Source organism: Thiomicrorhabdus xiamenensis (assembly GCF_013282625.1).
Classification (GTDB): Bacteria; Pseudomonadota; Gammaproteobacteria; order Thiomicrospirales; family Thiomicrospiraceae; genus Thiomicrorhabdus; species Thiomicrorhabdus xiamenensis.
On record NZ_CP054020.1, the window covers coordinates 1 to 14,869 of the forward strand.

The window sequence follows — 14,869 nt, forward strand, 5'->3', positions numbered from 1 at the left end:
AAAACAGGTCGGCGAAAATCGCACAACCGCCTCCCGACCCGCTTAACGAATCTTAACCACTTTAAGGCCGCTCAATCACCTCCGTGTTTTTGAGCGTTCTGCACTTGTAAGGAACCTAACATTGTCTTCACTTTGGGCTCAGAGTCTTAAAATTCTTGAAGATGATCTTAACGATCAACAATTTCATACCTGGATTTTGCCGCTACGGGCAATCGAAGAGGCTGACACAATTCGCCTGATCGCGCCTTCCAGCTTTATTCTGGATTGGGTAAATAAGCGCCTGATGGAAAATGTTCGCCAGGCAGTCAGTCGCGTTGCTCCGATCAACACCCCGCAGGTGGTGATCGAAATGGGCGATTACGCAATGAACGATATCGAAGACGACGATCAACCAACCGTTCCTCAACCGCTGAAAAACAAAACCGAGAAAAGCAAACCGGCGCCGGTCAAAAAAGAAGGCGGGAAATCGAAAATTCAGCATAACCTGAACACGAACTTTACCTTCGACACCTTCGTACAGGGTAAAGCCAACCAGCTGGCCGCCGCTGCGGCGCGTCAGGTTGCGGAAAATCCGGGCGGCAGCTATAACCCGTTCTTTATCTATGGCGGCGTCGGACTTGGTAAAACCCACTTGATGCACGCCATCGGTAATCAGCTTCTGGCCGACAATCCGGATGCCCGCGTCGTTTACCTGCACTCCGAGCGTTTCGTTCAGGACATGGTTAACGCTTTGCGTCACAATAAAATTGACGACTTCAAACGCTTCTACCGCTCTCTGGACGCTCTGCTGATCGATGATATTCAGTTCTTTGCCAATAAAGAGCAGTCTCAGGAAGAGTTTTTCCATACGTTCAACACCTTGCTGGAAGGCAATAAGCAGGTTATTCTGACTTCTGACCGCTTCCCGAAAGAGGTGGAAGGGCTTGAAGACCGTCTGAAGTCCCGTTTCGGCTGGGGTCTGACGATTGCCGTCGAACCGCCGGAATTTGAAATGCGTGTCGCAATCCTGCTGCGCAAGGCATCTGAATACAATATTACCCTGAGCGAAGAAGTCGCTTTCTTTATTGCCAAGCGCCTGCGCGGTAATGTTCGTGATCTGGAAGGCGCGCTTAAGCGTGTAGATGCCTACGCTCAGTTCAGTAACAGCCGTGCCATTACCGTCGAGACGGTTAAAGAAGCGCTGAAAGATCTGCTGGCACTGCAGCAGAAGATGGTCACCCTCGATAATATCCAGAAAACGGTCGCCGACTTTTACAAAATCCGCGTCGCGGATCTGCACTCCAAACGCCGTTCGCGCAATGTTGCCCGTCCGCGTCAGATCGCCATGGCGATCGCCAAGGAGTTGACCAACCACAGCTTACCGGAAATCGGCGACGCCTTCGGCGGCCGTGACCATACCACCGTTTTGCATGCAGTGCGTAAAGTGAAAGAGCTGCGCGAAACCGAACACCAACTGGACGATGACTACAACAGTTTAGTTCGTATAATTACCAATTAGTTCTGACAAGGAATGAGAAAGGCATTGGCATGAAAATCACCATTACCCGTGAAAACCTTCTAAAAGTTCTGCAAACGGTCGGCAGCGTTGTTGAAAAACGGCATACCATGCCGATCCTAAGCAACTTGCTGTTTCAGGTAAATAATAATGTGCTGACGGTAACGGCTTCCGACTCCGAAATCGAGACCCGTGCCCAGACCGAGCTGGAATCCTGCGATCTGGAGCATTTCGCGATCACACTGCCGGCTTTGAAACTAATCAATATCGTACGTTCCCTGCCGGACGGCCTGACGATCGTTCTGGACTTCGACGAAACCCGATGCAATCTGTCTGCCGGTCGTTCACGTTTTAAACTGTCCACTCTGCCGGCGGAAAACTTCCCCGTGATCGACCTGACGCAAAGCGACCTGAGCTTTTCCCTGTCGCAAAATCAGCTTAAGCAGCTTATTACTCACTCAAGCTTTGCCATGGCAAGTCAGGATGTCCGCTTCTATCTGAACGGTATGTTGTTTGATATCAGTAATCAGACCTTGCGCGTAGTCGCCACCGACGGTCACCGTTTATCGACCTGTTCTACCGAACTGGCGATTCAAGGCCTTCCGGCAACTCAGGCTATCCTGCCGCGCAAAGGGGTTCTGGAAATCTCCAAATTGATTACCGACGAAGACACCTTGATCCAGGTTTCACTGGCGAAAAACTACCTGACCATGGAAATGGACTCGACGGTTTTCACCTGTAAACTGGTCGACGGTCGTTTCCCGGATTACCGTCGCGTTATTCCGCAAGACAACGATCAGATCGTACAGACCGACCGCGAGCTGCTACGCAGCCTGCTGCAACGTGCATCGATTCTATCGAACGACAAGTTCAAAGGGATCCGTCTTAACCTGAGCCAGAATTTGCTGGCAGTTAACGCTTCCAACAACGAGCAGGACGAGTCGCATGAAGATATGGCGATCGACTATGCCGGTGCGGAAATGGAAATCGGTTTTAATGTCAGCTACCTGCTGGATGTGTTGAATTCGATGCACGAAGACTGCGTCAACCTGCAGTTCAAAGACGCCAATAGCAGCTGTCTGATTTCGGCCAATACCGGCAGCTGCAGTTGTCAGCATGTCATTATGCCGATGCGCCTGTAGTGTGCCGACAGAGTGCATCCAAAAGGGGGCTTATGCCCCCTTTTTTATTTGCGCTTGCCCGCATCATTACTGATTGACCCGACGGCTATCCTCACCCAAAGATTTACTATAAAATGATGTTCGTTTTTAAATCTCAATATGCAGTGGTTCAACTATGAGCAATGCACAACTTGTTAGACTGGCAACCCTTGCTTCGGTATCCGTCGCGATCACTCTGCTGATTGTTAAGTTCTATGCCTGGGTACAGACCGATTCGGTCAGTATTCTTGCTTCGTTGCTTGATTCTGCATTCGATATTATCGCTTCGCTGATGATTATGCTCGCTGTCTACATCGCGCAAATACCGGCCGATAGAGAACATCGTTTCGGTCACGGCAAAGCAGAGCCACTGGCGGCTCTGGCGCAAAGTGTTTTTATCGCCGGCTCCGCGCTCTATCTTATTCTATACTCGATAGAACGAATCTGGACCAACGCCGAAGTCGAAAAAGTCAGTATCGGTCTGAGCGTGATGTTGCTCTCACTGTTTTTGACCGTCACACTGGTCTCTTTCCAAAAATACGTCATTCGTAAAACGCACTCGACCGCCATTGCAGCCGATGCTCTACATTATCTTTCCGATATTCTGGCGACTCTGCTGGTTATCGTCAGTCTGATTTTCAGCCACCTGAACTGGGTTGACCCGATTCTGGCCATTGTGATCGCAGTTTGGATTTTGCACAGCGCCTACCAGATTGCCAAGGACGCCATCAACCAACTTCTGGACAGAGAACTCCCGGAAGAGATGCGACAACAAATTGCCGACATCATTTTGCAGACACCGGAAGTCCTCGGATTAAACGACCTGCGAACCTATCAGTCGGGACCGAACCGTTTTGTACAATTCGACCTCGAACTCGACGACCACCTGACATTGCAGGAGGCGCATCATATTGCCGAAGAGGTCACGGATCGATTGCATAAGAATTTTGAAAACCTTGATGTCGTAGTTCATCAGGAGCCTGTCAGCCTGAAAAACGACCACGACCACCACACCTGGGGCAAAGAATAAACACCCATGACCCAGCTTAATCGCCTGCAGCTGCAACATTTTCGCAATGCGGCGCATATCCACTGCCAGCTCAGCCCGGGGCTGAATTTGTTTGTCGGCGACAATGCCGCAGGCAAGACTTCCCTCATTGAAGCGATCTGGCTGCTGGCAACCGGGCGTTCTTTTCGAACCCGGCAAGCCCAACACCTGATTCAGCACAGTCAAACTGAGACAACCATTTTTGCCGAAGTGTGCAGCAGTCTGCACCCGGAAAGGATCAACCGAATCGGAATGCAACGCCAAAACGGTGCTATGAGCCTGCGTCTGAATGGGGAGAGCGTCCGCTCGCAAAGCGAAATTGCCCAGCAGATCCCGGTTCAGCTACTGACGCCGGAGAGCCATCGTTTACTTGAAGAGGGGCCGAAAGCGCGCCGCCAATTTATGGATTGGGGCTGTTTTTATCAGTTTCCGGAATTTATTCAATACTGGCGCCAACACAAACGGATTCTCAAGCAGCGTAATCACGCCTTGAAGAAACGCCTTCCGGCGGATCAGGTACAGCTCTGGGATCAACATCTGGTCGCCACCTCCGAGCATATTGACCAAATGCGTCGCAACTATCTTCAGGCGCTGACGCCTTATCTTGAAGAATTCTGCCTTGCTCTGATGCCAGAACTGAGCGAAAGCGTGCATTGCCATTACCGTTCCGGCTGGCCGAAAGCGACCGAAGACCTGTTACAACTGATGCAGCAGAATTTTGCCAAAGATCTTCAGCTGGGCCATACCCAGTACGGCTCACACCGTGCCGATATCCGTTTTAAATTCGGTACACAGGAAGCAATGCAGATCCTATCCCGCGGCCAACAGAAACTCTTTGTCTGCGCCCTGATGCTGGCGCAAGCCAAACTGCACCAGCAAGTCGCTGAAGAGCCGGTGATTATGTTGATCGACGACCTGCCGGCGGAGTTGGATGAATTTCACCGTCTTAAACTGCTACAGTTACTGCGCGAGCTCGGCATTCAACACCTGGTCACCAGCACCGCACTCGGACTGATTCCGGTTTTGGATAAAAACACCAGCAAAGCGTGGAAAATAGATCAGGGGGCACTCAACGAACTGGAGATATAAGCAATGAATAATACATTTTTATCTCCTACCAATCAGGGTATACTCTTTAGTCATTCCACAGGATTCAAACGACGTAATTTACGCCTGAATCCGCACAAGTGTCCAAACAACCATCATTCAAAAGAGGCCCTGCATGGAAGAGTTACAGCCAACTCCGGAAAACCCCGTTTCCACAACCATTCCAAGTATTATCTACGTCCTTTATCTGCTCAATATTGTCATCCCTTTTACCGGATTGGTCGCGGTCATTATGGCCTACGTCAATAAAGGCGAAAGTAATTTCCTGCAAAGCCATTATCAGTTTCAGATCAGAACTTTCTGGATCGGTTTGCTGTACGGCGTTATAGCGGTTCTCTTAACGACAGTACTTATCGGTTGGGTGCTGTTATTGTTGTTTGTGATCTGGCTGATTGTGCGCTGCGCCATCGGACTGAAACACCTTGGCAAACAGCAGGAAGTTCCCAACCCGACCAGTTGGGGCTTTGGCAGCTAAATTTATCGATTAGCCGCAGCCAAACAGGGGTTTGTCGCGACAAACAAACCCCCAAACCCCTACCCTCTTTCCAGCCACCTGTAACCCGTTGATTTAAAACCCTTTTACCACTCCTTTTCAGCAGGAATTTTGTTGCTACCTTCACCCCTAAAATGTGCTAAAATCAGTGGATAATTTTTGCACTGAAAATAATAATAAAGACGTTGGATTCTATGACTCAAGAAACGCAATACGACTCTTCCTCGATTAAGGTACTCAAAGGGCTTGACGCCGTTCGTAAACGCCCCGGAATGTATATCGGCGACACCGATGACGGAACCGGTCTGCACCACATGGTTTTCGAGGTCGTCGATAACGGTATCGATGAGGCTCTGGCAGGACATTGCGACAAGGTCGTCGTAACCATTCACACTGACGGTTCGGTATCGATCAGCGATAACGGACGCGGGATTCCAGTCGGTCTGCACCCTGAAGAAGGGGTTTCCGCCGCCGAAGTCATTATGACCGTACTGCACGCCGGTGGTAAGTTCGACGATAACTCCTATAAGGTTTCCGGCGGTCTGCACGGGGTTGGTGTTTCGGTTGTAAACGCCCTTTCCGAAAAGCTCTATCTGACCATCAAGCGTGAAGGCAAAGTCTGGAAACAGTCTTATACCCACGGTGTACCGGATGCGCCTTTAGAAGCGGTCGAAGATACCGACGAAACCGGAACGGAAATCCGTTTCCTGCCAAGCAAACTGACGTTCACCAATGTCACCGACTTCGACTTCGACTATCTGCTTAAGCGTCTGCGCGAACTCTCTTTCCTGAACTCCGGCGTTCATATTGAGCTGCTGGATAAGCGTGACGATCGCCATGAAATCTTTGAATTCGAGGGTGGAATTAAGGCGTTTGTTGATTATCTGAACACTAATAAGACCGCAATTCACGAAAAAGTGTTCTATTTTTCGACGGTTAAGGACGACATTACCGTCGAGGTCGCCATGCAATGGTCGGAAGCCTATAAAGAATCCATCTACTGCTTTACCAACAATATTCCGCAGCGTGACGGGGGAACTCACCTTTCCGGTTTCCGCGCCTCTCTGACCCGAACGCTGAACAGCTATGCCGAATCCGAAGGCTTGGCGAAAAAGTATAAGATCAACGTCTCCGGCGATGATGCCCGTGAAGGTTTAGCGGCCGTCATCTCGGTTAAGGTTCCGGATCCTAAATTCTCCTCGCAGACCAAAGACAAACTGGTTTCTTCGGAAGTCAAAGGGGCGGTGGAATCGGCAATGAACGAAAAGTTTGCCGAGTTCCTGCTGGAAAACCCGAAAGATGCCCAATCGGTATTCGCTAAGATCGTCGATGCCGCGCGCGCGCGCGAAGCGGCGCGCAAGGCACGCGAAATGACCCGCCGTAAAGGGGCTCTGGACATTGCCGGACTCCCTGGAAAACTAGCCGACTGTCAGGAAAAAGACCCAGCGCTTTCTGAATTGTATCTGGTGGAGGGTGACTCCGCGGGCGGCTCCGCCAAACAGGGCCGCGACCGCCGTACTCAGGCGATCCTACCGCTGAAAGGTAAGATTCTTAATGTCGAAAAAGCGCGTTTTGACAAAATGCTCTCCTCGGCGGAAGTCGGAACCCTGATCACCGCACTGGGTTGCGGTATCGGCGAAGAAGAATTCAACATCGAGAAACTGCGTTATCACCGCATTATTATCATGACCGATGCCGATGTCGACGGATCGCACATCCGTACCCTGTTGCTGACCTTCTTCTATCGTCAGTACCCTGATCTGGTCGAAAAAGGCTATATCTACATTGCCCAGCCGCCTCTATACAAAGTGAAGAAAGGTAAACAGGAAAACTACCTGAAAGACGATCTGGAGTTGGAAGCCTATCTGCTGCAAAACGCCATTGACGGTGCTCAGCTGAATGTCTCCAAAAACTCGCCGGCTGTGACCGGTGTCGGTCTGGAAAGCCTGGCCAAGGAATACTTTAAAACAACGCATGTTATCAACCGTTTGAGCCGTCGTTACAACAGTACCCTGCTGGAAATGATGATTGACCAGCCGGAAATCGATGGCGCCATGCTGAACGATTTCGATGCGCTTAACGCATGGGTCAATCAGGTCTTGCCGCAGCTGAAAGCCAACGGCGAAATCAATAAGGTTGACTACCAACTGGCCGTTGAGCCGGCCAGCGACATCAGCGGTTCGGCACAGTTCCAGATCCGTCTGACGCAGCGTGAGCACGGTACACCGAGCACTCAGGTTTACGACAGTGATTTCTTTGCTTCCAAGGATTATCAGCAGCTGGTTGCACTCGGTAAACAGCTGCAAGGACTGCTAAGCAACGATGCCTTTATTCAGCGCGGAGAAAAAACGCAGAACGTCAGTAGCTTCAAGGAAGCAATCGAATGGCTGTTAAGCGAAGCCAAACGCGGACAGAACATTCAGCGCTATAAAGGTTTGGGTGAAATGAACCCGGAACAGCTTTGGGAAACGACGATGAATCCGGAAGCGCGCCGCCTGATGCAGGTCACGATTCGTGATGCCATGATGGCCGATCAGATCTTCACAACCCTGATGGGGGATGAGGTGGAACCACGTCGTGATTTCATCGAATCCAACGCATTACAGGTCGAAAATCTGGATGTTTAATGGAGTTTCATTAAACCTTAATAAGCCAGCTAAACCATTAAAAATAGAATTATTTTTTTGAAAATACGAGGCATTTAGTTTCTAATATCCGCCATTAGTCTAAAGCTATAAGAAATTAAAAAGTGAAAAAGCCTCGTTTCCAAACCTGATTTTGGAAATGATTTTGATAAATTAGGAGACATTTATGTCAGTAGAACATCCAATTGTTACGGTTACTGGATCATCTGGTGCCGGTACTTCTTTCGTTAAACGCGCTGTAGAAAAAATCTTTGACCGCGAAAACCTAAACGTAGCTATCGTTGAAGGTGACAGCTACCACAAGTACAACCGCGCAGAAATGAAAGAGAAAGTTGCCGAGTCTAAAGCGAACGGTGGTCCTGTTCTAACTCACTTCTCTGAAAAAGCTAACGAATTCGCTGAGCTAGAAGCACTTTTCAAAGAGTACAAAGAAAGCGCAACCGGTAAACGTCGTTACTACATCCACTCTGACGAAGAAGCGGCTGAGCACAACGCTCGTCTAGGCACTAACTTCTCTTCTGGTGAGTTCACTCCTTGGGAGCCGATTCCTGAAGGAACGGATGTTCTATTCTACGAAGGTCTTCACGGTATGGTTAAGCGTAAAGACCACGGTCCTGAAGAAGGTATGCACGATGTAGCGCAGTATGTTGATCTTGGTATCGGTGTTGCTCCATCTATCAACATCGAGTGGATGCAGAAAATCTACCGTGATACTTCTGAGCGTCCATATTCTGTTCAGCAGGTTCGTGACGTCATTCTAGAGCGTATGCCGGACTACATCGAGACGATCGTACCTCAGTTCCACCGTACACACATCAACTTCCACCGTGTACCGCTGATCGATACATCTGATCCGTTCTCAACTATGTCTCCAGATGCGCCTATGGGTCCAGCTCCTGAAGATTCATTGATCATCTGCCACGTTCGTCATCAAGACATCGATCTTGAAGCGATCAAGGCACAGATTCCAGATGCTTTCCTGCAAAACGATGAAACTTTGGTTTGTAACGGTAAGTATATGGTAGACGCTATGGACCTGATGATGACTCCGATCATCCAGAACCTGATCGCCAAAAAACGTGCAGCACTTGCTGCAATGGGTCAATAATTAAGTCATCGACTTAACTTTACCCAATAAAAAGCCCGCTTAAGCGGGCTTTTTGCTTTTCGGAACACACGTAACAAATCGCGAACGATTTTCGATTCCTTAACGGCTTCCAAACCATAAAGCCTGATAAAATAGTTCGAACAGTAAACAAACAGCTCTGCCTGCCCCATCAAAAGCCGAATTGACAAGCGTTTCGGGATGCGAAATATTGACTTACTCCGAACTTTTGATAGCCTTAGGCACTTATTAAATATTTTAATCTGGGTGCGACTTGCATGAATCTTCTGGCGTTCAACCTTCCTATTGTTGTCCTGCTGCCTTTTATCGCAGCGGCAGCCGCGGCTTATTCCGCGAAATTTAACCGTCTTGCCGCCGCCTGGGTAAGTGGAATCGCCACTATCATCAGTTTAGCTCTGCTTATACCGGCAGCGGCAGCCGTTTTTGGCGGCGAAACCATCATCCAGAGCTGGAACTGGCTGCACCAAGCCGGATTGCAGTTCGCTTTCCGTTTAGACGGGCTGGCGATGCTGTTCTCGTTCCTGATTCTGATTATCGGGCTGCTGGTGATTATTTATGCCCGCTGGTATCTGGCCGCCAAAGACAGTATGGGGCGTTTCTTTGCCTACCTGATGATGTTTATGGGCTCGATGCTGGGTATCGTCATGTCAGAAAACCTGATCCAGCTGGTGGTCTTCTGGGAGCTGACTTCCATTACCTCCTTCCTGCTGATCAGTTACTGGCAGCACCGTAAAGACGCGCGTGAAGGTGCACGTATGGCTCTGGCCATTACCGGTGCCGGCGGTCTCGCTTTGCTCGGTGGCGTTATTCTGCTTGGGCATATCGTCGGCAGCTATCAGCTAAGCGATGTTCTCGCCAGTGGCGACCTGATCCGCAATCATGAACTCTATCTACCCACTCTGATTCTGATTCTGCTTGCAGTCTTTACCAAATCGGCCCAGTTCCCGTTTCATTTCTGGCTGCCGCATGCCATGGCAGCACCGACACCGGTATCAGCGTACCTGCACTCGGCCACCATGGTTAAGGCAGGGATTTTCCTGCTGGCCCGCTTCTTCCCGGCTCTGTCCGGAACCGATGCGTGGATGTGGCTGGTCGGCGGCGCCGGTATGGCGACGCTGCTGATCGGTGCCTATACCGCTCTCTTCAAACATGATTTGAAAGGACTGCTTGCCTACTCGACCATCAGTCATCTGGGGCTGATTACCCTGCTGTTCGGCTTCAGTAGCCAGTTTGCGACGGTGGCGGCGATCTTCCACATTATCAACCATGCGACCTTCAAAGCATCGCTGTTTATGGTGGCGGGGATTATCGACCATGAAACCGGCAGCCGCGATATGCGCAAACTCAACGGCCTGCTGAAATATATGCCGCATACCGCCGCCCTGGCGATTATCGCTTCGCTGGCCATGGCTGGTGTACCGCTATTGAACGGCTTCCTCAGTAAAGAGATGTTCTTTGCCGAAGCGGTTTCTTTCTCGCAGGGGAACAGCTTCGCGTGGATCATTCCGGTACTGGTGACCATCGCAGGCGTTTTCTCGGTCGCTTACTCGCTGCGCTTTGTGCATGACGTCTTCTTCAATGGCGAACCGATTGACCTGCCTCGTACACCGCATGAACCGCCTCGCTTTATGAAAATCCCGGTCGATCTGCTGGTAATCGTCTGTCTCGCGGTCGGGATTCTGCCGATGTATACGGTCGCACCGATCCTCGATATCGCGGTAACCGCAAGTTTGCAATCTACGCCTCCGGAATACAGTCTGGCGCTCTGGCACGGGGTTAACCTGCCGCTGATTATGAGCGCTATCGCTCTCGGTGTCGGTGCGCTGGTGTATTTCCGCCGCAAACCATTAATCGCCAACTATGAGCGCCATGAGCACATTAACGCCAAACAGTATTTCCAGAAGATTCTGGCGGCGGTAATCCGCTTCTCGGAATGGCTCAGCGCCCGTTTTGACAAAGGTTCACTGCAAAATGCCGCCGCCTGGACGCTGTTTGCGACTCTGGTGATTTCCGCTTCCGGATTTATCAGTTTTAACAGTCCACTTCTGGGAGACAGAACCCTATTGCCGATGGAACCGGTCAGTATCATTGCCGCAGCAGTCATTATCGTCGCCAGTATCTTAACGCTGGCCTGGCACCGCCAGCGACTGCAGAGTCTGATTGTCATCGGCGTTGTCGGCCTGATTACCTCGCTGGTATTTGTGAAATTTTCCGCCCCCGATCTGGCGCTTACCCAGCTGTCGGTTGAAGTGGTTACCATTGTCCTGTTACTGCTGGCTCTGTACTTCCTGCCGCAAACCACACCGAAAGAAACCGGTATGTCTCGTCTTGGCCGAGACGCTCTGCTGGCGATCGCTTCCGGTATCGGCGTCTTTCTGTTTACCCTGATGGTTCTCAGTCGAGACTTCAGCAGTATTTCCGAATACTTCCTGGCCAATAGCGTACCGGGCGGTGGCGGAACCAATGTGGTCAACGTCATTCTGGTCGATTTCCGTGGTTTCGATACTCTGGGTGAAATTATCGTACTGGCACTGGCCGGTCTGGGGATTTACGCCATGCTGCAAGGACTGAACATTAACCCGCACAGCCGCTTCAGACTTAATGCCGACGCCCACCCGGTCATACTGCAGACATTCAGCCGCCTGATGCTGCCTCTGATGCTGCTGGTTGCGGTCTTTATCTTCCTGCGCGGACATAACCTCCCCGGCGGTGGTTTTATCGCCGGTCTGATTGCTTCGGTAGCACTGATCGTCGTCTATCTCTCCAACGGCATTGAATGGACGCAATCAAGGCTTCGTGTCGATATGCATATGGTCATCGGCTTCGGTCTGCTGATCGCCACCACGACAGGGCTTGCGGCAATGCTGGTCGGTTATCCGTTCCTGACTTCCGCTTTCAGTCATATCCACTGGCCGGTGGTTGGTGATTTCGAACTCGCCAGCGCCATAGCCTTTGATCTGGGGGTCTTCCTGGTCGTAGTCGGTTCAAGCGTCATCAGTCTGGTTCAACTGGGACAATTGAGCCATAAACCTGAAAATCCGGAGGGTGTGTAATGGAAATTCTGCTGGCATTAAGCATCTCAGTCATGACCGCTGCGGGAGTTTTTCTCACCTTGCGGGCGCGTACCTTTCCTGTGGTTCTCGGATTAACCCTTCTGGCTTATGCGGTTAACCTGTTCCTGTTTTCAATGGGTCGCCTGCAGATCGGCCTGCCTTCGGTGATTGACCCGCAACAGGGCGGTTATACGGATCCATTGCCTCAGGCACTGGTTCTGACCGCAATTGTCATCGCTTTCGGTATGACCGCTTTCCTGATTGTTCTCGCTTTGAAAGCGCGTGCAGAGCTCGGTAACGATCATGTCGACGGACTGCATCTGGCCGCGGACGAAGTTGACGAAAGCGCGGAAAAACCTAAAACCAGACACAGTTCAAACCGAAAAAAATTCACTAAACGAGACAAAAGAAGATGACCCACACTCCTTTTCTGCCACTCATTCTGCCTCTGATTGCGGGGATTCTGATACTGCTGGCAAAACCGGGCGGCATCAAACTTCAGAGAACACTGGCGATAACGGCCACGACTATTCTGGTCGCCGCCAGCCTGTATGTGATGCAGAGTGCATTACAGAACCCTCCGCAGATCTATGCTTTAGGGAACTGGAAAGCACCTTTCGGGATCGTTCTGGTACTGGATCAGTTATCCGCTTTTATGGTCTTGATTACCTCACTTCTGGCCGCTGCGGCACTATGGTTCGCGATTCGCCAGAATACGGATAAAGAAGGTGCGCACTTCCATGTGCTGTTCCAAATCCAGCTGTTCGGGATTAACGGTGCCTTCCTGACCGGCGATTTGTTCAACCTGTTCGTTTTCTTTGAAGTCTTACTGTTAGCCTCCTACGGGCTACTGCTGCACGGAGGCGGTCGTCTGAAAACGCGTGCCGGTCTGCATTATGTCGCCATCAACCTGATCGGATCGACCCTGTTTCTGTTTGCGGTCGGCGCACTGTACGGCATTCTCGGAACCTTGAATATGGCCGATCTGGCACAGAAAATTGCCCTGCTTCCGGCCAGCGAACAGGGTGTAGTCGCAACAGCCGGTTTAATGCTGTTTGTCGTTTTTGGCGTTAAAGCCGCCATGTTCCCACTTTATCTCTGGTTGCCGCAGGCCTATGCCAACACTTCCGCCCCCGTCGCAGCACTGTTCGCCATTATGACCAAAGTCGGTATTTATGCGATTTTACGTGTCCACGGACTGCTGTTCGGCGATACCGCAGGAGATCTGGCCGGATTGCATATTGATTGGCTGCTCTGGCTGGGATTGGTGAGCATGGCTTTCGCAGCCTTCGGCGTGATCGCTGCCAAAAACCTGCGCCAGCAGGTCGCTTATTTGGTTCTGGCCTCGGTCGCAACCTTATTGGTCGCTATCGGCATTAACACCGAACAGGCGCTATCCGCAGCCCTGTTTTATTTGATCCACTCCACCTTTATCGCCGGCGGCCTGTTCCTTCTGGCCGACTATATCCGTCAGGGACGCGGCCATGTCGAAGACGCTTTTGTCCGAGCCCATGCCATGCCGAGCGCTATTCTAATCGGATCGGTGTTTATCTTTGCCGCGCTGGCAATCAGCGGTATGCCGCCGCTTTCCGGTTTTTTAGGTAAATTTCTGATACTTCAATCAGCGCTTGATCATCCGGCCTTCTGGTGGATTCTCGGCGTGGTTCTAACCTCCAGCCTGCTGATTATTATCGCGCTGGCGCGTAGCGGTTCGCTGCTGTTCTACAATATCCTGCCTCAGGAAGAGAGCCATGCGCCCGATAACACCCAGCAAAACAACACCGGCAAGATCAATATGCAAGGCTGCGGTTCGATTATCGGCCTGCTTTCAGTCGGCGCGATTCTGGTACTGTTTGCTCAGCCGATTTACAATGTCACCGATTCGATCGCTCAGCAGCTTAATCAGCCGCAGATATATCTGCAAAATGTACTGCAATTTACGCCGGTGGAGAATACACATAAGGAGCTAGTGGAATGAATAAGACCCGATCAAGCTGGCTGCCACATCCGTTCTTGAGTCTCAGTTTATGGCTGATATGGTTGTTGTTAAATAACACCCTTTCTGCCGGACATATGCTTCTCGGTGCGATTCTCGCACTGGTGATTCCTCTTCTGACACGTGGTTTCTGGCCGGAAACACTGTGTCTGAGCAAGCCTAAGACTCTGTTTAAATTCATACTGGTGGTATTGTGGGACATACTGGTCGCAAACCTGATCGTGGCACGTCTGATTGTCGGCAAACGTGATCATTTGCAACCGTCTTTCCTAGCCATCCCTCTTGAACTGGACAGCCCCTTGGCGATCGGAATCCTCGCCAACACCATTTCACTGACTCCGGGAACCGTCAGCTGCGACCTCAGTACAGATCGTAAAACGCTTCTGGTACACGCACTGGACGCCAAAGAGCCTCAGGCTATCATTGACGAAATTAAAGAGCGCTACGAGCGCCCACTGAAAGAGGTGTTTGAATCATGCTCGAAATAAGTCTGAAAATCGCTCTGCTGCTGGTATCCATCGCCCTGATAATGAGTTTTTTCCGTTTATACGCCGGGCCAAGCGCACCGGATCGGATTCTGGCTCTGGATACCTTATACGTCAACACCATCGGCCTGCTGGTCATCGCCGGTATTCTGCTGGACAGCGCTTTGTTTTTCGAAGCAGCGCTGTTGATTGCGGTGATGGGCTTTGTCGGTACGGTTGCGCTCAGTAAATATCTGCTGCGCGGCGATATTATGGAATAAC

12 protein-coding genes are annotated in these 14,869 nt (G+C 50.8%); all 12 read left to right on the forward strand.

Going from position 1 to position 14,869, the window contains the following annotated elements; genetic code table 11:
* Positions 1-121 precede the first annotated feature (121 nt).
* The 12 genes from dnaA to HQN79_RS00060 all read left to right on the forward strand — a co-directional run bounded on the left by dnaA (position 122) and on the right by HQN79_RS00060 (position 14,868).
* On the forward strand, positions 122-1,498 hold the full coding sequence (gene dnaA, locus HQN79_RS00005) for a chromosomal replication initiator protein DnaA (RefSeq protein WP_173283646.1): 1,377 nt from the start codon (positions 122-124) through the stop codon (positions 1,496-1,498).
* Positions 1,499-1,527: 29 nt separating this feature from the next.
* Positions 1,528-2,637 carry a DNA polymerase III subunit beta gene (gene dnaN, locus HQN79_RS00010; protein ID WP_173283648.1) on the forward strand — a complete coding sequence of 370 codons (1,110 nt, stop codon included), beginning with the start codon at positions 1,528-1,530 and terminating at the stop codon, positions 2,635-2,637.
* Positions 2,638-2,791: 154 nt separating this feature from the next.
* Positions 2,792-3,685 carry a cation diffusion facilitator family transporter gene (locus HQN79_RS00015; RefSeq protein WP_173283650.1) on the forward strand — a complete coding sequence of 298 codons (894 nt, stop codon included), beginning with the start codon at positions 2,792-2,794 and terminating at the stop codon, positions 3,683-3,685.
* A 6-nt stretch (positions 3,686-3,691) separates the two neighbouring features.
* The gene (gene recF, locus HQN79_RS00020) at positions 3,692-4,792 is read left to right on the forward strand and encodes a DNA replication/repair protein RecF (protein WP_173283652.1); all 1,101 of its coding nucleotides are present in this window, start codon (positions 3,692-3,694) and stop codon (positions 4,790-4,792) included.
* A 133-nt stretch (positions 4,793-4,925) separates the two neighbouring features.
* On the forward strand, positions 4,926-5,285 hold the full coding sequence (locus HQN79_RS00025) for a DUF4870 family protein (RefSeq protein WP_173283654.1): 360 nt from the start codon (positions 4,926-4,928) through the stop codon (positions 5,283-5,285).
* A 212-nt stretch (positions 5,286-5,497) separates the two neighbouring features.
* Positions 5,498-7,930, forward strand: a complete 2,433-nt coding sequence (gene gyrB, locus HQN79_RS00030) for a DNA topoisomerase (ATP-hydrolyzing) subunit B (RefSeq protein WP_173283656.1) — start codon at positions 5,498-5,500, stop codon at positions 7,928-7,930.
* A 184-nt stretch (positions 7,931-8,114) separates the two neighbouring features.
* The gene (locus HQN79_RS00035; protein ID WP_173283658.1) at positions 8,115-9,056 is read left to right on the forward strand and encodes a phosphoribulokinase; all 942 of its coding nucleotides are present in this window, start codon (positions 8,115-8,117) and stop codon (positions 9,054-9,056) included.
* 275 nt (positions 9,057-9,331) lie between these two features.
* A complete protein-coding gene (locus tag HQN79_RS00040; RefSeq protein ID WP_173283660.1) occupies positions 9,332-12,127 on the forward strand; it encodes a monovalent cation/H+ antiporter subunit A in 2,796 nt (931 codons plus the stop codon).
* Positions 12,127-12,543 carry a Na+/H+ antiporter subunit C gene (locus HQN79_RS00045; protein ID WP_173283661.1) on the forward strand — a complete coding sequence of 139 codons (417 nt, stop codon included), beginning with the start codon at positions 12,127-12,129 and terminating at the stop codon, positions 12,541-12,543. Before HQN79_RS00040 ends, HQN79_RS00045 begins: the two co-directional genes overlap by 1 nt.
* Complete coding sequence (locus HQN79_RS00050; protein ID WP_173283662.1) at positions 12,540-14,105, forward strand: monovalent cation/H+ antiporter subunit D; 1,566 nt, start codon at positions 12,540-12,542, stop codon at positions 14,103-14,105. The genes HQN79_RS00045 and HQN79_RS00050 overlap by 4 nt, the downstream gene beginning before the upstream one ends.
* Positions 14,102-14,611 (forward strand): Na+/H+ antiporter subunit E, encoded by a 510-nt coding sequence (locus tag HQN79_RS00055; RefSeq protein WP_173283663.1) that lies wholly within the window; start codon positions 14,102-14,104, stop codon positions 14,609-14,611. The genes HQN79_RS00050 and HQN79_RS00055 overlap by 4 nt, the downstream gene beginning before the upstream one ends.
* Positions 14,599-14,868, forward strand: coding sequence for a K+/H+ antiporter subunit F (locus tag HQN79_RS00060; protein ID WP_173283664.1), 270 nt, complete (start codon positions 14,599-14,601; stop codon positions 14,866-14,868). Before HQN79_RS00055 ends, HQN79_RS00060 begins: the two co-directional genes overlap by 13 nt.
* Position 14,869: the final 1 nt, after the last annotated feature.